The 21,015-nt window shown below is 74.0% G+C and carries 17 protein-coding genes and 2 pseudogenes; 8 read left to right on the plus strand and 11 right to left on the minus strand.

Translation table 11 applies throughout. The annotated features are described in order from the left end of the window. The first annotated feature begins 37 nt into the window (after window positions 1-37). Complete coding sequence (locus ACH4F6_RS03115) at window positions 38-739, plus strand: CDP-alcohol phosphatidyltransferase family protein (RefSeq protein WP_397958097.1); 702 nt, start codon at window positions 38-40, stop codon at window positions 737-739. Between the two features lie 18 nt (window positions 740-757). Here ACH4F6_RS03115 and ACH4F6_RS03120 read toward each other — a convergent pair. The 5 genes and pseudogenes from ACH4F6_RS03120 to ACH4F6_RS03140 form a co-directional block, all read right to left on the minus strand. Beyond that, a pseudogene (locus ACH4F6_RS03120) lies at window positions 758-1,177 on the minus strand (adenylyltransferase/cytidyltransferase family protein); the annotation flags it as partial. Next, window positions 1,174-2,664 carry a fibronectin type III domain-containing protein gene (locus ACH4F6_RS03125; RefSeq protein ID WP_397958098.1) on the minus strand — a complete coding sequence of 497 codons (1,491 nt, stop codon included), beginning with the start codon at window positions 2,662-2,664 and terminating at the stop codon, window positions 1,174-1,176. The gene ACH4F6_RS03125 and the pseudogene ACH4F6_RS03120, both read right to left, overlap by 4 nt. Window positions 2,665-2,794: 130 nt before the next feature. Further along, a complete protein-coding gene (locus tag ACH4F6_RS03130) occupies window positions 2,795-4,246 on the minus strand; it encodes an oligosaccharide flippase family protein (protein ID WP_397958099.1) in 1,452 nt (483 codons plus the stop codon). A gap of 86 nt (window positions 4,247-4,332) precedes the next feature. Further along, on the minus strand, window positions 4,333-5,886 hold the full coding sequence (locus ACH4F6_RS03135; protein WP_397958100.1) for a hypothetical protein: 1,554 nt from the start codon (window positions 5,884-5,886) through the stop codon (window positions 4,333-4,335). Then, window positions 5,883-7,343: a hypothetical protein gene (locus ACH4F6_RS03140; RefSeq protein WP_397958101.1), complete on the minus strand. Its 1,461-nt coding sequence runs from the start codon at window positions 7,341-7,343 to the stop codon at window positions 5,883-5,885. The genes ACH4F6_RS03135 and ACH4F6_RS03140 overlap by 4 nt, the downstream gene beginning before the upstream one ends. Before the next feature lie 318 nt (window positions 7,344-7,661). Here ACH4F6_RS03140 and ACH4F6_RS03145 point away from each other — a divergent pair, with 318 nt between their 5' ends. Together ACH4F6_RS03145 and ACH4F6_RS03150 are read left to right on the plus strand one after the other, a co-directional pair. Beyond that, window positions 7,662-8,642: an NAD-dependent epimerase/dehydratase family protein gene (locus tag ACH4F6_RS03145; RefSeq protein WP_397958102.1), complete on the plus strand. Its 981-nt coding sequence runs from the start codon at window positions 7,662-7,664 to the stop codon at window positions 8,640-8,642. Window positions 8,643-8,674: 32 nt separating this feature from the next. Beyond that, window positions 8,675-9,874, plus strand: a complete 1,200-nt coding sequence (locus ACH4F6_RS03150; protein ID WP_397958103.1) for a glycosyltransferase family 4 protein — start codon at window positions 8,675-8,677, stop codon at window positions 9,872-9,874. Window positions 9,875-10,188: 314 nt separating this feature from the next. Here the strand turns inward: ACH4F6_RS03150 and ACH4F6_RS03155 are convergent, their stop codons facing one another. From ACH4F6_RS03155 to ACH4F6_RS03165, 3 genes are all read right to left on the minus strand, one after another. Continuing rightward, window positions 10,189-11,316 carry a glycosyltransferase gene (locus ACH4F6_RS03155; RefSeq protein ID WP_397958104.1) on the minus strand — a complete coding sequence of 376 codons (1,128 nt, stop codon included), beginning with the start codon at window positions 11,314-11,316 and terminating at the stop codon, window positions 10,189-10,191. Further along, window positions 11,313-11,864: a DapH/DapD/GlmU-related protein gene (locus ACH4F6_RS03160; RefSeq protein ID WP_397958215.1), complete on the minus strand. Its 552-nt coding sequence runs from the start codon at window positions 11,862-11,864 to the stop codon at window positions 11,313-11,315. The genes ACH4F6_RS03155 and ACH4F6_RS03160 overlap by 4 nt, the downstream gene beginning before the upstream one ends. A 408-nt stretch (window positions 11,865-12,272) precedes the next feature. Continuing rightward, window positions 12,273-13,634: a sugar transferase gene (locus ACH4F6_RS03165; protein WP_397958216.1), complete on the minus strand. Its 1,362-nt coding sequence runs from the start codon at window positions 13,632-13,634 to the stop codon at window positions 12,273-12,275. Window positions 13,635-13,951: 317 nt separating this feature from the next. Between ACH4F6_RS03165 and ACH4F6_RS03170 the strand changes: the two genes are divergently transcribed. Then, complete coding sequence (locus tag ACH4F6_RS03170; RefSeq protein WP_397958217.1) at window positions 13,952-14,170, plus strand: dodecin; 219 nt, start codon at window positions 13,952-13,954, stop codon at window positions 14,168-14,170. Window positions 14,171-14,206: 36 nt separating this feature from the next. Here the strand turns inward: ACH4F6_RS03170 and ACH4F6_RS03175 are convergent, their stop codons facing one another. Then, entirely contained in the window at window positions 14,207-14,698 is a 492-nt protein-coding gene (locus ACH4F6_RS03175; protein WP_397958105.1) for an HAD family acid phosphatase, read from the minus strand. A 118-nt stretch (window positions 14,699-14,816) separates the two neighbouring features. On the opposite strand from ACH4F6_RS03175, the gene ACH4F6_RS03180 reads away from it, so the two are divergent. From ACH4F6_RS03180 to ACH4F6_RS03195, 4 genes and pseudogenes are all read left to right on the plus strand, one after another. Further along, window positions 14,817-15,830, plus strand: coding sequence for an LLM class flavin-dependent oxidoreductase (locus ACH4F6_RS03180; protein WP_397958106.1), 1,014 nt, complete (start codon window positions 14,817-14,819; stop codon window positions 15,828-15,830). Window positions 15,831-16,012: 182 nt separating this feature from the next. After that, window positions 16,013-18,346 (plus strand): ATP-binding cassette domain-containing protein, encoded by a 2,334-nt coding sequence (locus ACH4F6_RS03185; protein WP_397958107.1) that lies wholly within the window; start codon window positions 16,013-16,015, stop codon window positions 18,344-18,346. 268 nt (window positions 18,347-18,614) lie between these two features. After that, window positions 18,615-18,856: pseudogene (locus tag ACH4F6_RS03190) on the plus strand (gas vesicle protein). Beyond that, window positions 18,853-19,146: a gas vesicle protein K gene (locus tag ACH4F6_RS03195; RefSeq protein ID WP_397958108.1), complete on the plus strand. Its 294-nt coding sequence runs from the start codon at window positions 18,853-18,855 to the stop codon at window positions 19,144-19,146. Before ACH4F6_RS03190 ends, ACH4F6_RS03195 begins: the two are co-directional and overlap by 4 nt. Window positions 19,147-19,165: 19 nt before the next feature. On the opposite strand, the gene ACH4F6_RS03200 is transcribed toward ACH4F6_RS03195, so the two are convergent. Continuing rightward, window positions 19,166-20,035, minus strand: a complete 870-nt coding sequence (locus ACH4F6_RS03200; RefSeq protein ID WP_397958109.1) for a lysophospholipid acyltransferase family protein — start codon at window positions 20,033-20,035, stop codon at window positions 19,166-19,168. Beyond that, window positions 20,035-20,808, minus strand: coding sequence for a GNAT family N-acetyltransferase (locus tag ACH4F6_RS03205; RefSeq protein WP_397958110.1), 774 nt, complete (start codon window positions 20,806-20,808; stop codon window positions 20,035-20,037). Before ACH4F6_RS03205 ends, ACH4F6_RS03200 begins: the two co-directional genes overlap by 1 nt. Between the last annotated feature and the right edge of the window lie 207 nt (window positions 20,809-21,015).

The following is a 21,015-nucleotide window of genomic DNA, read 5'->3' on the forward strand; positions in this document are numbered from 1 at the left end:
GCCTTCTTTCCCAAGGATTTGTCATCAAAGGATGCAAATGACCGAATTCGCCATGATGCTCAGACAGCTGTCGGCGGCTCAGAAGCCGGCCAAGGGGGTCTCGCTCTACACCCGGTTCGTCAACCGCCCGGCCGGACGGGTACTGGCCGCACTGGCCCACGGCGTGGGGGCGACGCCGAACCAGCTGACCGTCCTCAGCGCCCTGTTCACCTTCCCGGCGCTGGCCGCGGTGGCCCTGCTGCCGCCCGGTCCGGGGATGGCGGCCGGTGTCGGCGCGGCCCTGGTCGTGGGGTTCGCGCTGGACTCGGCGGACGGTCAGCTGGCGCGCGGGCAGCGCTCGGGGAGCCCGTCGGGCGAGTGGCTCGACCACGTCCTCGACTGCGTCAAGATCGTCACCCTCCACCTCGTGGTGCTGGTGTCGTTCCACCGGTTCTTCGACCTGCCCGACCCGGCCTTCCAGCTGGCGCCGATGGTCTTCCAGCTGGCTGCCGTGGTGATCTTCTTCGCCGGGATCCTGACGGAGAAGCTCAAGGTGCGGACGCCGGGCGAAGTTCCGGCCGGGTCGCCCCCGGCGCTGCGTTCCGTGCTGCTGCTGCCGGTCGACTACGGCCTGACCTGCATCAGCTTCCTACTCCTGGGAAGCCAGCAGGTCTTCCTCACGGTGTACTGCGCGCTGCTGCTGGCCCACGTCGTGTTCATGGCCGCTTTCCTGGTGAAGTGGTTCCGCGAGCTGCGCTGAGGGGATCTCCGGCGGCCGGCGGGTGGAGAGCAGCTCCAGGGCGCCGCGCAGCAGGGTGCTCGAGGTGTGCATGGTGTAGGGGAAGTAGACGACCTCGACGCCGACCTTGGCGAAGCGGCGTTCGAACTCCTCCCACTTGGGCGTTCCCCGCCAGTCGTCGCCCTTGAAGATGACGTGGAAACCGATCCGCTTCCACGTCTTCAGCTTGTCGACCTCCGCCTCCACGACGACCTCGTCGACGTAGCGCACGCTCTGGACGATCTCCAGGCGCTCGGCGAGCGGGACGACCGGGACCCGGCCCTTCAGGTGCGCGGTGAGGTCGTCGGAGGTCACCCCGGCCACGAGCCGGTCGCAGTGCCGGCGCGCCTCGCGCAGGATGTTGAGGTGGCCGATGTGGAACAGGTCGTAGACCCCGGGCGCGAATCCGATGCGTGTCACCGCGGACCACCCGCCGCCCGGGTCCGGTCGGTCTTCGGCGGCACGGTCACGGTCACGGCGTCGGACCTGGGCGAGGTGTTCGTCCCGTCCGTCACCTCGATGGCGTACCGGTGGCTGCCGGGGGGCGCCGTGTCGGTGTGGCTCATCTTCGGCATGTCCCAGTAGGTGGACGTCTTCGTCTGCTGTGCCACGAGTTTCCCGTCGCGGTAGATCCGGTACGTCAGGGACGCGTCGTCGCGGTCCGAGGAGGCGCGCCAGGTGAGGGTCACCGCACCGGGGCCGGTGCCGGACACCGCCAGGACGGGTACGTCGGGCGCTCCGGTGTCACGGGCCCCGAAGCGGGTGAGGCCCTGCTGGTCGGCGCCGTTGACCTGGGTGAACTCGCCCCCCACCCACAGGGTGCCCCGCGAGACCGCCAGGGCGCGGGGGCCCACGTGCTCGCCCAGCCCGTCGTTGGTGTCGGGGAACCAGTGCAGGATCTTGCGGTTGTCGAGCGACTGGGCCAGCAGGTGCTGCCGGTCGCCGCGCTCGGGGAATCCGCCGGGCGTCTCGTCGCAGTCGTGCGCGTGCGAGGCGCTGTAGAGGACGCCCTCGTAGGGCACGATGGCCTGGGTGGCGCCGCGGCAGGTGTCCTTCCACACCAGGGTGCCGTTGGTGAGGCGGCCGGCGATGCGCCCGTCGAAGATGCCCGGCCCGTGGCCCTCGGCGCCCACGTAGAAGCGGGTCTTGTCGCGTGCGATGGTCTTCACCGACGACAGGGGCGGGAACCAGTTGGGGTAGGTCAGCACCGTCTTGCCGCTGGTGGGGTTCAGGGTGACCAGCGAGCGGGCCCCCTGGCCGTTGACCGACTCGAAGTCGCCGCCGACGAAGAGCCGTCCGTGCGAGGTCGCGGCCGCCAGGGCACGGACCGGGAGGTCGACGTCCGCCCGGAAGGGCAGCAGGGCGCCCTGGGGCGTCACGGCCGCGACCCGGTTCCTGGGCTGCCCGCCGATGCGGGAGAAGTCGCCGCCCAGGTAGATCGCCCGGTCCGTCGGCTCGACGGCGCGGACGGTGGCGGACACGGACGGCCGGAAGGTCTTGCTCAGCGTGCACGTGGACGTGTCGAAGGCGACCGCGTTGGCGACGGCGGTGGACCCGACGCGGTTGAAGGACCCGCCCACGTACAGCACCCGCCCGTCGGCGGAGGCCTTCATGGCCCGCACGGTGTGGTGGTGGCCGGTGAACGAGGGCGCGCAGGGCAGGAGTTTGCCGGTGACGGCGTCGAACGCGGCGAAGTTGCGCCGTTTCACCTGCTGTTGACCGGGGGCGGCGCCGGGCGGGCGGACGTTGTCGAAGGTTCCTCCGACGTAGACGACGCCGTTCGCCGCGGCCAGCGACCAGACGATGCCGTCCGTCTGCCAGGTGGCCAGCGGATCGGCGGAGAAGGACGGCTTGCCGTCGGCGGCCGCGGCGAGGGACGCGTCGAGCAGGGCGGTGGTGCAGCACACGAGGGCTGTGGCGGCAACCCTGGCGGCCGGCTTCGTGCGGAGTTTTCTCAGGTGCAAGGGACACCCCGGATAGCAGTGACATGGGGGTGACGCCGACGGGGTGGGCCCGGACGGGAGGACCGGGTCCGGCTCATGCGGCGCGGCGGCGCAGCACTCCGACCAGCTCGCTCACCCGTAGCGACGTCCGATATCGCCACAAAGTAATCCCAAATACACACATTCCCAAGACCATCCCGACGGCGAGTCCTGACGGAGTGTCACCTTCCGCCGTACGGGTGGCCACCAGCACCACGGAGACGGCCAGGCCGAGGGCGAACGCCCCCGCGTAGCCCCGGTCGACGGTCCTGAAACCGAGCCGCCACCGGATCAGCACGGCGGCCGCGAGGTTCTCCACGACGATGGCCGCGCCCCAGGACACCGCGGCGCCGAGCACGCCCCAGACGGGCACGGCGAGCACGCCGACGGTCAACTGCACCGTGAACGCCGCCCCGGTGACGGCCAGGTGCCAGGAGCTGCGGCCGGCCATGAGGAGCACGGTCTGGGCGTTGCCGACGGCCACGTTGACCATGGAGGCGGCGCACAGCACCACCAGGGCCCTCGCGCCGTCGGAGAACTCCGGCCCGAAGACGGACAGCACGGTCCCCGGGTAGGCGGCGACGAGCACGAACAGCGGCCAGGAGAGGAGGACGGTCCAGCAGGTCGAGACCCGGTGCACCTCGTGCGCCTCGCCGTGCTTCTCGAGCGCGAGCAGACGGCTGAGCTCCGGCGCGACCGCGAGCCGGACGGCGAGTTGGACGAGGGTGCCCGCGGTGACCACGCGGCCGATGGCGGTGTAGACGCCGGCCTCGCCGGCCGTGGCCAGGACCGACAGCAGGATGACGCCCACCCAGACGGCGCTGATGTCGAAGACGGAGGAGACCGCCCGGGGGGCGGCGAAGCCCCAGAAGTCCCGCCAGGGCACGGCCGTGCCGCCGCGGGGAGACGGAACGGGGCGGCCGGCCCGGCACCGGCGCAGGGAGAACCAGGCGGCGACGGAGCCGGCCAGCGCGGGCAGCAGCCAGGCCGAGGCGAGGGCCGTCACCCCGGGCGCGTACCAGGCCACCGGCACGGCGATCAGTACGCGCAGCACCGGTTTGCCGATCTGCTCCACCCCGACGAACGGCACCACCGTGCCGTATCCCCGGGTGGCGCCGAGCAGGACCGCGCCCACGGTGGCGGCGGGCAGGAAGAGCCCGAAGAACCGGACCAGGGCGACGGCGTCCCCGGGCGGCAGGTGGGGCAGGAGCGCGGTGGCCACGGGCGGGCACAGCAGCAGCGGCACGGCGGCCGCGGTGGAGGCCACGGCCGCCGGCAGGACGGCCGTGCGCAGCAGCGCGTCCACCGAGCGGCCCTCGTCGACGGCGAGGTCGCGCGGCACGAAGCGCACGAGCCCGGTGTCGGCGCCGAGCTTGCAGGTGTTGCTGAGGATGGTGAACAGGGCGACGCCCGTGAAGATCGCTCCCGCCCCCTGCGCCCCGACGGCCCGGGTGATCAGGCCGACGAGGAGGAAGGAGAAGACGGCGTTCGCGAGGGAACCCGCCATCCCCCACCACCCGCCCCGCGCGGTCGCGGCCACCCCGCTCGGGGCGGACGCCCCGGCGCGGGGACGAGCGGTCGCTTCGGCGGCGGTCACCGGTGGGAGACGCTGAACGAGCCGTCCTGCGACGGAAGGGCCATGCCCGACGGGTCGCCGTGCGACGCGGAGCCGAACCTCGGACGGCGGCGCAGGACGCCGCCCATGCGCCGGTGCGGGCGCCCGGCGTCGAGGACGACCCCGAGGAGACGTCCGCCGGAGCAGCCGACCAGCTCCTGGATCTGCCGGAGGTCGTCCCGCCGGGTGCGGTTCAGCCCGGCGACCACGACGACGCCGTCGACGCGCTGGGCGACCGCCAGCGCGTCGGCGTGCCCGAGGAAGGGTCCCGTGACGACCACGGAGGACGCGAGGCCCTCGACGGACGCCATCCGGCCGTACGAGCCGGTGCCGCCGCCGGAGGAGAAGGCGAACCGGCCGACGACGTCGATGTCGACGAGGACGCTGCCGGCGGGGAGGAACGCCTCCTCCAGGGTGGGTGCCTCGTACGGCATCAGCGGCAGCTGCTCGGCGAGGCTGGTGCTGTCGGGGGCGGTGTCGACCAGCACCACGTCGCTGCCGTCCTCGGCGAGGGCCGCGGCGACGTTGGCGGCGACCTCCTCGGCGTCGGCGACGGTCCGCGGCGCCACGACGAGCACCCGGCCCGGCCCGGCGGGGCCGCCGGTCTGCCGCAGCCGGAAGGCCAGGGCCCGGAACGCCTCCGTGCGGGGGCTGCGGGAACGGCCGACCGTCAGCAGGGCGTGGTCTCCCCCGTCGTCGGAGGGCAGCAGGCCGAGCACCGGCGCGCGCAGCGCGGCCTGCGCCTCGCCGACCGACCGGACCCGGTTGTCCAGGGCGGAGCGCACCCAGGCCAGCACGATGCCCAGGAGGAGACCGCACACCGCGCCGATGCCGGTCAGGGTGCGCAGGCCGGGCCCCGCCGGGTGGGCGGGCGCCGAGGCCTCGCGCACGACGTCACCGCCGTCGGTGTCGCGGGACTTGATGTCGAGGAGGCGCTTCTGCAGGTTGTACAGCTGGTTCTGCGCGGCGCTCTTGTTGGACGCCCGGCCGTTGGCCAGCTGGTGGTTCAGCCCGGAGATCTGCTGGTCCAGCCCGCGCGTGGCGCGCCGTACGGTCGCGTCGTTGCGGCTCTTGCGGTCGGCGAGGTACGCCTCGGCGAAGGCGTTCGCGCCGCGCGCCGCGCGCTGGGGCTCGCCGGCGGTGAACTCGAAGCGCAGGACCTGGGACTTCTGCGGGTTGGTGACCCGCAGCCGGGCGCCGAGCGCGCCGGCCTGGCTCTCCGGCCGGCCCAGGAGGCGCGCCGCGCGCAGGGCGACGGCCGCGCTGGCCGCGATCCGCTGCTCGGTGCTCATGCTGACCTGGTTGTCGGCGGAGACGCCGACCGCGCCGAAGGGGTCGGTGGTGGAGCGCACGAGGACTTCGCTGGTCGCCGAGTAGGTGTGGGCGCGCTGCAGGGACAGGGCCAGCCCGCCGAGCACCCCCAGGAGGATTCCCAGCGCGATCAGGGCACGGTGGCGCAGGATCCGGCGCAGTTGGTCGCGTAGCTGGTCCGGCTCGTCGTACCGGTCGTCGAAGGGGATGGGGCCGGTCACGGGTGCCCTCCTGTTCCAGGGATCGATGCGTGACGGATGGGTGCGGCCGGCACCGCCGGTGAGGGGAGCCGGGATGCCCGGGCGGTACGGGCACTGATGAGCAGCGGGACGGCCGTCAGGAGCGTCAGCGGGCCCGCGATGCCGAGCAGGCTGCCGCGCAGGAAGACCATCTGGTAGAAGGCGAAGGCCGGGACGAGGAGTGCCGCGAGGGTGCCCGGCCGGTCGCGCAGCAGGTGGCGTACGTCGTCGGCCCGCCGTCCGAACGCGCCGAGCAGACAGAACACGACGACCACCGCGAAGGGGCCGGCCCACAGGTAACTCTCGATCCACAGCGGGGCGGAGAGGTTGAGGAACTCGTATCCCGCGAACCGGGCCAGGGCGATGCCGGTGTCCTCGGGCTTCTCCGGCCACATCGAGCGCGGCACCATGAACAGCGGGGGGCCGAGCGCGTCCTCGGGGTGGAAGCCGTTCTCCCGCGCGTAGTCGACGCCGGTCTGCACCTGCTGGAAGGCGTCGTAGTCGCCGTTGGTGGTGAACTGGTCCGTGAGGGAGACGACGGAGACGTCCTCCCGGTCGCTGTAGCGGAAGTAGTCGCTGTAGGGGAAGACGACCAGGAGCGCGGCGATGAGAGCGGCCGCCGCGGCGCGGAAGGCACGGGGCCGCGACAGCCGGGGCACGGTGAACACCAGCGTCAGCAGCACGGTGCCGACCCAGAACCTGGGCTTGCTGATCGGGTTGTTGACGACGGCGTTCAGCACGAGCAGCACCGGCAGCAGCAGCCAGCGCAGGCCGCGCAGCCAGCGGTCGCCGCCCGGCACGCGCGGCAGGTGCAGCAGGCCGAGCAGGGCCCAGAAGGCGGGGACGGACAGCGACCAGCTGAGCAGCACCTGGAGGAAGGCCTCCTGCGCGTTGCCCGTCGCGGCGGCCTCGGTGATGGCCTGCCGGCTGGTGAAGTACGCGGCGAGGCGGCCCGGTTGGCGTGAGACGACCAGTGCCGCGAAGGCGAGGGCGAACCCGCACAGCGCCATCAGGCGCCAGGGCGCGACCCGGCGCGAGAGCAGGCGCTCCAGGAACCCCGGCGGGACGGAGGCCGCCCGGACCCGCCGGCGACGGGCGGCGAGGGCCGTTCCGGCGCTGTAGGCGAGGAGTCCGAGCTCGACCACGGCGACGGCCTCGAACGCGGTCGTCTCGTCGGGCCGGTAGGGCCACGGGTACGCGTCGACGGCGAGCATCGCCAGGGGCGCCAGGCCGAACCAGATGTAGGCGAAGACCCAGAAGCCGAAGGCGACGACCCGCACCGCGGGCGCGGTGAGCACGCGGGCGAGCGCACCGCCGCTGTGCACCACGACGACGCCCTGCAACGCGAGTGCGACCGACATCCGCACGTCGTCCGACTGGAGGATCAGCCCGGGCAGCAGGACGGTGAGCGCAACGGCCCAGAGAGTGACCGCAGCCACACTGCGGACGCGAGCGTCCTGCATCCCGACCTCTCTGCCGAGCGATTTTTCAGGCTGAAGCATCACCGAAAGATATATAGCGCTCGAACTTGGCAAAACGTTCCAGGCGCGCACACATCATTGACTTCTTCGCACAAGCCACCGAAAACGGTCATCGGGTGATCTTAGTTATCGGCGGCGCGCCAATTACCCCAAATCATGACAAGTCTGCATAGCTTATCGCGCAGGTCTCCGCCGGGCCTGGGCCCGGACGGGCGTCCACAGCGGCGGACTCACTGACCGCACATCAGATTCCGTGATTCCCAAGGGAGTTGGCGCATGAGCAAGCAGGTCGACGTCGTCGTCGCCGGAGGCGGGGGATTCATCGGTGGGCATCTCGTGGGCGACCTCCTCGCCCAGGGGATGACCGTCCGCTCCATCGACATCAAGCCCCGGCACGAGTGGTACCAGGTCCACCAGGACGCCGAGAACGTGGTCGCCGACCTGTCGCTCCCGGACAACGCCCGAGCCGGCGTCGAGGGCGCCCGGCAGGTGTACATGCTCGCCGCCGACATGGGCGGCATGGGCTTCATCGAGAACAACAAGGCCGCCTGCATGATGTCGGTGCTGACCAGCACCCACATGCTGCAGGCGGCGCACCGGGCCGACGTGGAGCGGTACTTCTACTCCTCCTCCGCCTGCGTGTACGCCGCCGGCAAGCAGACCGACCCGGACCTCACCGCCCTGCGCGAGGAGGACGCCTACCCGGCGCAGCCGGAGGACGGCTACGGCTGGGAGAAGCTGTTCTCCGAGCGCATGTGCCGGCACTACACCGAGGACTACGGCTTCGTCACCCGCGTCGCCCGCTACCACAACGTGTACGGCCCGCACGGCACCTGGACCGGCGGCCGCGAGAAGGCTCCCGCCGCGGTCTGCCGGAAGGTGGCCGAGGCGGTCGTCACCGGTGAGCACCGGATCGAGATCTGGGGCGACGGACTGCAGAGCCGCTCCTTCATGTACATCGACGACTGCCTGCACGGCAGCCAGATGATCATGAACGGTGACAGTGCGGTGCCGGTCAACCTCGGCTCGTCGGAGCTGGTGACCATCAACCAGCTCGTGGACATCGTCGAGCAGATCGCGGGTGTGTGCTGCGAGCGCACCTACCGGCTCGACGCCCCGCAGGGCGTGCGCGGCCGCAACTCCGACAACACCCTGATCCGCGAGATCCACGGCTGGGAGCCGTCCGTCACCCTCATCGACGGCCTGGAGCAGACCTACGCCTGGGTCTACGACCAGGTCAAGCGCTCCCGGCAGTGAGCCGCGACCGGGGACCGGGACAGGGAGAACCGATGAGGATCCTCGTCCACGACTACAGCGGCCACCCGTTCCAGGCCCAGCTGAGCCGGGAGCTGGCGCGCCGCGGCCACGACGTCGTCCACTCGACCTGCACGGCCTACGTCTCCGGCAAGGGCAACCTCGCCGGGGACACCCCGGGGCTGCGCTTCGTCACCATCGGGGACGGCACGGCGCTCAGGAAGGAGGCCTACTTCCGCCGGCTCCGCCAGGAGACCCTGCTGGGCCTCGAACTGGCCCACCAGGTGCGGCGCGAGAAACCGGACGTGGCACTGCTGTCCAACCTGCCCATCCCGGTGCTGGTCGTGGCGGCGGCCGTGCTCGGACGGCTGCGCATCCCCTGGGTGCTGTGGCACCAGGACGTGACCGCCGTCGCGCTGGAGAGCTTCGCCGCCGCCGACGTCGCCCGGTCCATGGGCGTCGCCGCCAAGGTCTTCGGCGCGGGCGAGAAGTGGTCGGCGCGCCGGGCCTCGGCCATCGTGGTGATCGCCGAGTCCTTCGTGCGGATCCACCGGCAGTGGGGCACCGCCGGCAAGGTCACCGTCATCCCCAACTGGGCGCCGCTGGACGAGATCGCGCCGGTGGACCGGGCCAACGCCTGGTCGGCCGAGCACGGTCTGACCGGCGTGCGGACGGTGCTCTACTCCGGCACGCTCGGGCTGAAGCACAACCCGGTGCTGCTGGTACAGCTGGCCGAGCGGCTGCGGGACCGGGGCTCCCCGGTCCGTCTGGTCGTCGTCAACGACGGCCCGGCCGTGCCCGTCCTCCGGCAGGCCGCGGCCGCCCGGGGCGTCGAGCTGACCCTGCTGCCCTTCCAGCCCTACGAGCGGCTGCCCGAGGTGCTGGGCACGGGCGATCTCCTCGTCGTCCTCCTCGGGGCGGACGCCGGTGAGTTCTCGGTCCCGTCCAAGACGCTGTCGTACCTGTGCGCCGGACGCCCGGTGCTCGGTCTGATGCCCGCGGACAACCTGGCCGCGCGCCTGCTCCGGCAGGCGGGGTCCGCGGTCTTCCCCCCGGAGGAGTCCTCGCTCGACGACGCCTCCGCCTGGGTCCGGGAGGTGCTGTCCGACCCGGCGCGCGCCGAGTCGCTGGGCAAGGAGAGCCGCGCCCTCGCCGAGCGGGAGTTCGCCCTCGAGGACTGCGCGTCCCGGTTCGAGGACATCCTCCGCACCGTGAGCCGCCCCCCGGCCCGCTGACGGCCGTCCGCCCCGCGCTCCGCCGGCCCCCTGGGGCCCGCCGCCACCGCGGCGGGCCCCAGGGGGCCACCGCCGGTGGACCCCCGCCCGTCAGGTGCTCCGCCGGCGCGGCAGCGCGAAGACGTCCGACGGTCCGCAAGCGCGTACCGCCCCGTGCCGTTCGGGATTCCGCCGAGGCGGCCGCCGGCCCCTGCCCTGCCCGCACGGCAGGACCGGGGCGGCCGGCGGCCGGCGCGCGGACCCACCCGGGCCGCCGGCCCCTCCCTCCCCTGCCCGTACGGCAGGACCGGGGGGCCGGCGGCCCGGTGCGTGGGTCATCCGTGTGCCGGCCGGCCCCGGTAGACGTCCTCGAGCCGGTCGACCACCGCGCCGATGGAGAAGACCTCGTCGATCGCGCGGCGGCCGGCGTCGGCGAGGCGGTGGCGCAGGGGCTCGTCCGCGAGCAGGAGACAGACCGCGTCGGCCAGGGCCTCCGGGCTGCCGTCGGTGACCAGTGCCGCGTCCCTGCGGGCGAGTTCGGCCGCGATGCCGCTGCTGTCCGTGCAGACGACCGGCGTTCCCTCGGCCAGCGCCTCCAGGACCGTCATCGGGAACGGCTCGTGCACGCTCGGCAGGACGTACACGGCGGCCCTGCGGTAGGCCTCCAGCGCCGCGGAGTGGTCCAGTGCGCCGCCGTAGGAGACCACGTCGGTCAGACCGCGGTCCGCCACGAGCCGGTTCACCGCCGGGAGGGACCCCTCGTCCGCCCCGTACAGCGTGAACCGTGCCTCGGGGAACTCCTTGTGGACCAGGGCCGCCATCTCCACGAACGCCTCGGGGCGTTTGCGCGGGTGGAGCCGGGCGAGGAAGATCACCTCGTGGTCGCCGCGCCGCCGCGCGCCGATCGCGCCCGCGCCCGGGCGCAGGCCGTTGGGCAGGGACACCAGCGGCGGCCCGTCGGGGCCCAGCACCGCGGTCAGGGCGCGCCGCTCCCGCTCGGTGAGCACGAGACAGCAGCGTGCCCGGCGCAGCAGGGGGACGAACAGACGGTCGAAGACCCGTGCGACGGCTCCGGTGCGGGGTTCGACCATGCCGTGCGTCTGGGTGACGAAGGCGGTGCGCCGCAGCCGGGCCACGGCGAGCGCGGCCAGGGAGACGAGGTCGCGTCCGGCGTGCACGTGCACGGCGTCGGCGTTCCCCATGGCCCGCCACAGGTCCCGCAGCAGCAGCGGGTTCATGAGTCCGAGCAGTCCCCGGCCCGGGACGAGGCTCCGCGCCGGGCGGGAGACGAAACGGACCCCGCCGATGCGGTCCGCGGCCCGTGACCTGCCCCGCCACAGCGACACCAGCGTCACGTCGTGGCCGCGGGCGGCGCACTCCTCGAGCTGGGCGACGGCCACGCTCGTCGGGCCGCCGAAGGCCCCGTCGTCGCTGACGAGCGTCACCACGTGGACCAGTCTCACGCCGTGGCTCCCTTCACGGGGGCGGAGGCGGACGGACCGGCCGCCGTCAGGACCGCGCCCGGTGCGAGGTCGCGGTGCGCGACGGCGCCGGCGCCGACCACCGCGCCCCGGCCGACGGTGACCCCGCGCAGCACGACCGCGCGGGCGGCGACCCAGCTGCCCGGCTCCAGCCGGATGGGGGCGTTGTCGAACTCGAAGGTGATGGAACGACGGCGGTGGCTGCCCGTGCACAGCAGCGCGTTCTGCGAGACGCAGCAGTCGCTGCCGATCGCGACCGGCTCGAGGTTGAGGATCCAGGCGTCCTCGCCGATCCACACGTCGTCGCCCACGTCCAGCTTCCACGGCCAGTGGACGCGCACCCCGCGCCGGATCAGCACCCGCTCCCCGACGCGGGCGCCGAAGGCGCGCAGCAGGGCCGGCCGCCAGCGGGCGGGGAACCACCACTTCACGAAGAGCAGATGGAGCGCGGCGAACCAGGCGGCCTGGACCGCCAGGGGGCGCCCCTTGTCGTATCCGGCGCCGGTGAAGCCGCGCAGCGAGCGCGCCACGACGGGCCGGTGCGCCGTGGCGCCGGCGGGATCGGCGGGCGGCGGAGCGGAGGCCGCCGGAGGTGCCGTCGCCGCCCTCACGGCCGCGGTCCGCGCGGCCGGGGCGGGGGCGGACGGGCTCCGCGGCGCCGGGTCCCGTGCGGCCGCGCCCTGTGCGTCGGCCGGTGTCCGTGCGACCGATGTCCGTGCGCCTGAAGTCTCTACGGCTGAAGTCTCTACGGCCGGTGTCTGCGCGGCCGGTGTCTGTGCGGCTGGTGTCTGTGCCATGACGGTGTCCCTTCCGGAGGGCCCAAGACGTCCACGCCCGCGATCCTTCACGTCCCCGGAGACGGATCATCCGTGATCACGGCGTGTTGGCGGCAGACGTGCCCGGATGGAGGATGTGGCCCCGAGGGGCCACATCCGCCGTCAGTAGGCGCCCTGTCCGTTCAGCACCGCGCGCAGGGTGCGGGCCATGACGTTCATGTCCCCGGCCAGCGACCAGTTGTCGACGTACCGCAGGTCGAGCGCGACCGTCTCGCGCCAGGACAGGTCCGACCGGCCGCTCACCTGCCACAGGCCGGTCAGGCCCGGTTTGATGGTGAGCCGGCGCAGCTCCACGCGGTTGTACTTGGCGACCTCCTCGGGCAGCGGGGGACGCGGACCGACCAGGGACATGTGCCCGAACAGGATGTTGAACAACTGGGGCAGTTCGTCCAGGGAGTAGCGGCGCAGGACGCGTCCCACGGGGGTGACGCGCGGGTCGCGGCGCATCTTGAACATGTGCCCGTCGTTCTCGTTCTCCGCCTCCAGCCCGCCCTTGAGCCGGTCCGCGTCGACCACCATGGTGCGGAACTTCCACATGGGGAACGGCCTCAGGTTCCGGCCCACCCGGATCTGGCGGTAGAGGACCGGCCCGGGCGAGCCGAGCCGGACGGCCAGCGCCAGCAGGAGCAGCAGCGGCGAGAACAGGAGGATCAGCGCGAGGGCGCCCAGCCGGTCGACGACGCCCTTCGTCACGGCGTGCGCGCCGCGCTGCGTCGGCGGCGCGATGTGCAGCAGGGTGAGGCCGGCCGCCGAGGTCAGCCGCACCCTTCGGCGGGACACGTCGACGATGCCGGGCAGCACCATGAGCGAGCGGCCCTGGTCGTGCAGCGCCCAGGACAGCCGGCGCACCCGCTCACCGGGCATGTGCGGGCCGGGCGCGACGAAGACCAGGTCGGCCGCGAGTTCGTCGGCCGCCCCGAGCACGGCCACGGCGTCGTCCTCGGGCACCTCGGGCGGCTCGCAGGGCAGCCGCACGCACACCGGCACCCCGGAGCGCACCTCGCCCTCGCCCACCGGACAGGCGCCGACGACCACGTACTCGTGGTCGGTGCGCTGGGCGAGCTGCTCGACCACGGCGTCGACCGTCGGGGCCTCGGCGACGACCACCACGTGGCGCAGGGCGCGCGCGTCCCGGCGGGCGGCCAGCAGGTGACGGCTGATCAGCTTCTGGCAGACGCCCGTGAGCACCAGCGCCGGGATCAGCGCGGTGAACGCCTCGGCCGGCACGCTGTCCAGACCGCAGACCACGCGGAGCGTCGCCAGGGCGCCGACCAGGACCAGCCAGTCCCGTATCACCGCCCTCAGCCCTCCCCCGTCGCCCCAGGCGGCGGGGGTGTACCGCTTGCTCGCCACGCCGATGAGCGGCCACAGCAGCGCCGCCGCGGCCGCCAGCCGCAGCGGATGGGGTTCGTCGACCTTGACGAACGCCGCCGCGACCGGCAGGGCCGCGGCGAGGAGGTCCACGCACACCGAGAAGGGGGCGTACCAGCGCGCCCTCGTCTCCTCCCGTCGGACGGGGTCGCGCGCCACGGGAATCGGCGCCTGCCGGGACGTCACGTTCTTGAACGGCCGCATGGTTGCCTACAAACCCCCAATCACGGATCGCGGGTGCGGCTGCCGGAGTGCCGACGCAGCAGCCACATCCCCAACAACATGATCCTTATATCATCCGATACATAGGAATATCCGCTTTCGGCGCCTCGCGCTTCGACGCGGCTTGGGGCACGGTGGAGTGACGCGTGACAACCCGTGACGCCGCCCGCCGCGAAGAGGAGCACCGCATGTCGAACCACACCTACCGGGTCACGGAGATCGTCGGCACCTCGCCCGAGGGCGTGGACCAGGCGATCCGCAACGGCATCACCCGTGCCTCGCAGACCCTGCGCAACCTGGACTGGTTCGAGGTGACCCAGGTGCGCGGCCAGATCGGGGAGGACGGCGACATCGCCCACTGGCAGGTGGGCCTCAAGGTCGGCTTCCGCCTGGAGGAGTCCGAGTGACGGGGCCCGTGTGACGGCGGCCGCTCGACGGCCCCCTCAGGTGCGGCCCTCCCGCTCCTGCGCCACCCGCAGCGTGACCGACGGGAGCGCCCAGCGCGCCCGGAAGACCGGGAAGCCGGCCCGCTCGGCGTCGTCGCACACCAGGTCGTCGTCGTCCACCAGGACCAGCACCTCGCGGTCGCGGGCCAGCCGGCGCAGGGTCTCCAGCTTGGTGCGGCGGGCGGGCCTGCGGTCGTCGTCACGGCGCATGTACAGGCGCCCCTCGGGCAGCCCGTGCCGCTCGAGCCACTCCAGGGTGTCCCGCCGGCAGCGCTCGGGCCGCCCGGTCAGGTAGACGACCTCGCAGCGGCGCGCGTTCTCCACGGCCATCGCCACGCCCTCGGGGATCGGCGGGTCCTGCGGCGCCGCCGCGAAGAAGGCGTCCCAGTCCCGCGGCGTGCGCTCCAGGAACCGCTGCCGGTGGGCCGTGTCGGCGACGGTGTTGTCCAGGTCGAACACGGCGATCGGCCGCCTGCTGGTCTCGGTCACCTCCTCACCCTATGGACCTCCCGGGGCCCGGCGACAGCCCGGCCCCGGGGCGGCACGCCGTACCGGACGCCGCGGCCGGGGTGAGGAATCCCGCGGGACGGCAGGTGTTGAACCCTGTATGAGCTCCGTGATCGCCTCGGCCCGTTTCTCCGTCCTCGACCGTTCCCGCGTCCGCGAGGGCCACACCGGCGCCGAGGCGCTGCGGGACACCGTGCGGCTGGCGCGGGAGGCGGAGCGGCTCGGCTACCACCGTTTCTGGGTGGCGGAGCACCACGGCGTGCCCGGCGTCGCCGGATCCGCCCCGACGGTGCTGGCCGCGGCGGTGGCCGGCGCGACCCGCACGATCCGGGTCGGCACCGGCGGGGTGATGCTGCCCAACCACCGGCCGCTGGTCGTGGCCGAGCAGTTCGGCGTCCTGGAGTCCCTCTTCCCGGGGCGGATCGACATGGGCCTCGGCCGTTCGGTGGGCTTCACCGGCGGCGTGCGCCGGGCCCTGGGGCGCGACAAGGACGACGCCGAGGACTTCGCCGGACAGCTGCGGGAGCTGCTGGGCTGGTTCCGGGGCACCTCCCCGACGGGCGTGCACGCGCGGCCGTCCGAGGGCCTGACCGTCCCGCCGTTCGTGCTGGCCATGGGCGAGGGGGCGCGGATCGCGGCGGAGGCGGGCCTGCCCCTGGTCATCGGGGACCTGCGCGACCGGGACAGGATGCGGCGCGGCATCGACGACTACCGCGCCCGCTTCCGGCCCTCCCCCTGGGCGGCGGAGCCGTACGTCGTCGTCTCCGGCACCGTCGCCGTGGCCGGCACGCCCGAGGCGGCCCGGCGGCTGCTGGTGCCGGAGGCCTGGTCGATGGCGCACGCGCGCACGCACGGCACCTTCCCGCCGCTGCCGCCCGCCGAGGAGGCCGAGCGCAGGGCGATGACCGCGAAGGAACGCGGCTTCTACGAGGCCGGTCTCGACGGCCACATCGCGGGCACGCAGGAGCAGGTCGCCGCCGAGCTGGAGAACCTGCTGAAGGAGACGGGAGCCGCGGAGGTCCTGGTCACGACCAGCACCCATGACCGCCGGGCCCTGCTGGACTCCTACCGGCGGCTGGCCGCCGTCGTCGGCCGGGGAAGGACGACCGGGTGACGGCCGCCCCCCGTGCCGGAGCCGGTGAGCCGGACCCGTGAGCCGGTGAACAGGCCCCGCACGGGGCGCGCACGCCCGCAGCCGGGCGGGCCGCCGGGCGCCAGGCGCCGCCGCGCATAGAATCGGGGGGTTTTGTCCCGCCCGGTGGTCGTCCCGCCGCCGCCGATCCGTACGGAGCCCCCATGCCGAGCCCACACGACGCGTTCGTCCGGGTCCGCGGCGCCCGCGAGCACAACCTCAAGGGCGTGGACGTCGACATCCCGCGGGACGTGGTGGCCGTGTTCACGGGGGTGTCCGGGTCCGGGAAGTCGTCCCTGGCGTTCGGCACGCTCTACGCGGAGGCACAGCGCAGGTACTTCGAGTCGGTGGCGCCGTACGCGCGCCGGCTGATCCACCAGGTCGGCGCGCCGAAGGTCGGCGAGATCACCGGGCTGCCGCCCGCCGTCTCCCTCCAGCAGCGCCGCTCCGCGCCGACCTCCCGCTCGTCGGTCGGCACGGTCACCAACCTGTCGAACACCCTGCGGATGCTCTTCTCCCGGGCCGGCGCCTACCCGCCGGGCGCCGAGCGCCTGGACTCGGACGCCTTCTCCCCCAACACCGCGGCCGGGGCCTGCCCGGACTGCCACGGGCTGGGCGAGGTCCACCGCACGACCGAGGAGTCCCTGGTCCCGGACCCCTCGCTGTCGATCCGGCAGGGCGCGATCGCCGCCTGGCCGGGTGCCTGGCAGGGCAAGAACCTGCGGGACGTCCTCGCGGCGCTCGGTCACGACGTGGACCGGCCGTGGCGCGAACTGCCCGCGCGCGAGCGCGAGTGGATCCTGTTCACGGACGAGCAGCCGGTGGTGACGGTCCACCCGGTACGGGAGGCGGACCGGATCCAACGGCCCTACCAGGGCACGTACATGAGCGCGCACCGCTACGTGATGAAGACGTTCTCCGACTCGAAGAGCGCGACCCTGCGGGCCCGGGCGGAGCGTTTCCTGACCAGCGCGCCCTGCCCGGCGTGCGGCGGCGGCAGGCTGCGGCCGGAGGCGCTCGCGGTGACCTTCGCGGGCCGGACGATCGCCGAGCTGGCCGCGCTGCCGCTGACCGAGCTGGCGGACGTCGTCGACCAGGCCTCCGGGACCGCCCGCGTCCTCGCCGACGACCTCCTCTCCCGGATCGCGCCCGTCGTCGAGCTGGGCCTCGGCTACCTCGGCCTGGACCGCGCCACCCCGACCCTCTCGGCGGGCGAGCTGCAGCGGCTGCGGCTGGCCACGCAGGCGCGCTCCGGACTGTTCGGGGTCGTGTACGTCCTCGACGAGCCGTCGGCGGGACTGCACCCGGCGGACACGGAGGCCCTGCTGACGGTGCTGGAGCGGCTGAGGACGGCGGGCAACTCGGTGTTCGTGGTGGAGCACCACCTGGACGTGGTGCGTGCCGCCGACTGGCTGGTGGAGGTGGGGCCGGGAGCCGGTGAGCACGGCGGGCGCGTGCTGTACAGCGGTCCGCCGGCGGACCTGGCGTCGGTGGCGGGGTCGGCGACGGCCCGCTTCCTCTTCGACCGTTCCCCCGCCCCGGTGCGCGAGGCCCGTGCGCCGCGGGGACGGCTGAAGGTCGGTCCGGTGACCCGGCACAACCTGCGCGGGGTGACGGCCGAGTTTCCGCTCGGCGTGTTCACGGCCGTCACCGGGGTGTCGGGGTCGGGCAAGTCCACGCTGATCGGGGAGATCACCCAGGAACTGGAGGGCGTGGGCCGCCTGGTCGCGGTCGACCAGAGGCCGATCGGCCGGACCCCGCGCTCCAACCTGGCGACGTACACGGGCCTGTTCGACGTCGTCCGCAAGGTGTTCGCCGCCACCGACGCGGCGCGGGAACGCGGCTACGGCGTGGGGCGTTTCTCCTTCAACGTGGCCGGGGGACGCTGCGAGACCTGCCAGGGCGAGGGGTTCGTCGGCGTCGAGCTGCTGTTCCTGCCGAGCACGTACGCGCCGTGCCCGGACTGCGGCGGCGCCCGCTACCGCCCCGAGACGCTCCAGGTGACGTACCGCGGTCTGGACATCGCCCGGGTGCTGGACCTGACGGTGGAGGCCGCGGCGGACTTCTTCGCCGACACCCCGGCCGTCGCCCGCAGTCTGGCCACCCTCCTCGACGTCGGCCTGGGCTACCTCCGCCTCGGCCAGCCCGCGACCGAGCTGTCCGGCGGCGAGGCCCAGCGCATCAAGCTGGCGAGCGAGCTCCAGCGCGTGCGCCGCGGCCACACCCTCTACCTGCTCGACGAACCGACCACCGGTCTGCACCCGGCCGACGTCGAGGTGCTGATGCGCCGGCTGCACGACCTGGTCGACGCCGGGCACACGGTGATCGTGGTCGAGCACGACATGTCGGTCGTCGCCGGCGCCGACTGGGTGATCGACCTGGGGCCCGGCGGCGGTGACGCGGGCGGGCGGATCGTGGCGGCGGGGCCCCCGGCTCAGGTGGCCCACGCCGAGCACAGCGCGACGGCGCCGTATCTGGCGCGGGCGCTGCGCGGCTGAGCCGAGCCGCGTCTCCGCACGCCGGGTCCGAGAACGGGTGCGCACGCACCGGCCCGGGCCGCCCGCGCCTCCGGGCGGACACGCGCCGACGTGCTCCCGCTGCGCCCGGCCCGGGCGCAGCGACGTCCCAGCCGGCTCCCGCGCCGTCGGGCGCTTGCTCCGCGGCGCCCGCACCACCGGCACCGGGCGCCCCGTCGCTTGCGGATCACCCGGCACCGCCCGGTCCGAGCGCCCCGGGGAGCGGGGTGGCCGGGTGACCGCGAACCGGCTGCCGGGCCGTGCCGCCCCGGCGCCCTCCCCCGTCCCGTGGGACGGGGCGGAGCCCTGTGCCCCCTCGGGGTGCCCCTGGTCGACCTGCTCGACCGGGTCCTCGCGACCGGTGTCGTGATCAGCGGGGACCTGGTGCTGTCGGTCGCGGACGTGCCGCTGGTGCGCGTGTCCCTGCACGCGCCGCTCTCGTCGGTCGGCGAGCGGGTGCCCGCTCCCTGGGCGGACAGCGGGCCGCTGTGAACGCCCGCCGCGCGCACGCCGTGGACCTGGACCCGCAGCGGGTGACCCACGACCTCGCCGCGCCGGTGCTGACGGTGGTGGAGCTGCTCCGGCAGCTGATGGAACGTCAGGCGGTGCGGCGCTTCGACGCGGGCGCGCTCGGCGAGGAGCAGGAGGAGCGGCTCGGTACGGCGCTGGTGCTGCTGGACCGGCAGATGGACGAGCTGTGCGCCCAGCACGGCCTGAGCCGCGCCGACCCGAACCTCGACCTCGGTCCGCTCGGCCGGCTGCTCGCCGACCCGGAGTGGTGACGAGGCGTCGGCGGACGGGTCAGACGGCGTTCCCGATGTGCCGCCTCCTCGGACCTCGGTCTGCCGCCGGCCCCCGCGGCCCCGGGTGGTCCGCTGCCCGTGGGCCGTACCGCCCGCCCTGGGTCAGACGGTGCGCGGCGTCGGCCAGCGCCCTGCGGTCGGCGTGCGCGCCGGGCCGGAGCGGACGGCACACCTCCACCTCGGCCACCAGCGCGCGTGCCGTGACCACCCGCCACACGGACGCCGCCAGCGGGTCCTCGCCGACGAAGGCCGGCACGGTGCTCACGGCCCCGTCGGCGTGGCGGTAGCGGATACGCACCGTCTGCACCGGGACGGCGGCGTCGAGCGCGGCCTGGAAGGCGGCCCGGCGGAAGCGGCCCTGGGCGCGGCCGCACCACGTGCTGCCCTCGGGGAAGACGGCGACGGCCTGCCCGGCGCGCAGTGCGTCGGTGATCCGGGCGACCGTGCCGGGCAGGGCGCGCAGCCGGTCCCGGTCGATGAACAGGGCGCCGCGCGCGGCCAGCGCCCCGGCGACCGGCCAGTGGCGTATCTCGCTCTTGGCGAGCATGCGGGCGGGACGTACGGCGGCCACCAGCGGGATGTCCAGCCAGGAGATGTGGTTGGCGACCAGGAGGAGACCGCCGGCGGGCGCGGCGGCGGCGCCGGTGATCCGTACCCGGACGCCCGCCGCCCGCACGATCCACCGGCACCAGGCCCGCACGGCCGGCGCCGGGATCCGCCCGCCGAGCGGGGACAGGGCGACGCCGGCGAGCAGCAGCGCGACCACCGCGGCCAGCCGCAGCACCGCGCGCGGTACGGCGGTGGCGCGGGCGGTGGCCTTCACGCACGCCGCGGGGGTGCACGGCGCGCCGGGCAGCCAGGCGCTCATCAGGCCGGCGCGAGCGAGAGGAAGTGCCGCAGGTAGCGCGGGTCGACCCGGCGCATGGACAGCAGCACGTACAGGTCGGCGACCCCGAAGGCGGGGTCGTGGGCGGGCTCGCCGCACACCCGGGCGCCCAGGCGGAGGTAGCCGCGCAGCAGGGCGGGCAGTTCGGTGCGGGCGGGCGGCGTCACGCCGGCCGGCGGCGTCCAGGGGAGCCGGGGCCGTACCCGGAACTCCTCCGGCGCCAGGTGCTTGTCCCGCACCCGGTCCCAGGTGCCGGCCGCGAGGACGCCGCCGTCGGCGAGCGGGACGGAGCAGCAGCCGGCCAGCCACTCGTGGCCGCGGTCCACCATGTAGCGGGCGATGCCGGCCCAGATCAGGCCGATGACGGCGCCGTCGCGGTGGTCGGGGTGCACGCAGGAGCGGCCGACCTCGACGAGTCCGGGCCGGATGGGGGCCAGCCGTGCCAGGTCGAACTCGCCCTCCGAGTACAGGCGTCCGGCGACCGCGGCGCGCTCCGGCGGCAGCAGCCGGTAGGTGCCGACGACCTGTCCGGTGCCGGCGTCGCGCACCAGCAGGTGGTCGCAGTACGCGTCGAAGGGGTCGACGTCGAGGCCGGGCTCCGGGGAGGACAGCAGGGCGCCCATCTCACCGGCGAACACCTCGTGCCGCAGCCGCTGCGCGGCCCGCACGTCGGCCTCGTCGCGGGCGAGGGAGACGGTGTACCGGACGGATGCCGTGGACTGCGGGGGACGGTCGAGGGTGGAAACGCCGGTCATGGCTCACTCCTGGGCACGGGCCACTTCGGGGACGGTGGCGCTACCCCCTGTTTCTCCCGGCCCCGGTTGGCGTGTACGTGACCTGTGCCGGGAGAACGGATGGGGGAATGCTGAACGCCAGGCGCTCGCGCGGTCGCCGGGGAACCAGACGGGGCCGGGTGTCTGAGCACCACCCCGGCCCCGCCCGTCCGCACCGTCGGCGAACGT

The organism is Streptomyces sp. NPDC017936, from assembly GCF_044328485.1.
In the GTDB taxonomy this organism is placed as follows: domain Bacteria; phylum Actinomycetota; class Actinomycetes; order Streptomycetales; family Streptomycetaceae; genus Streptomyces.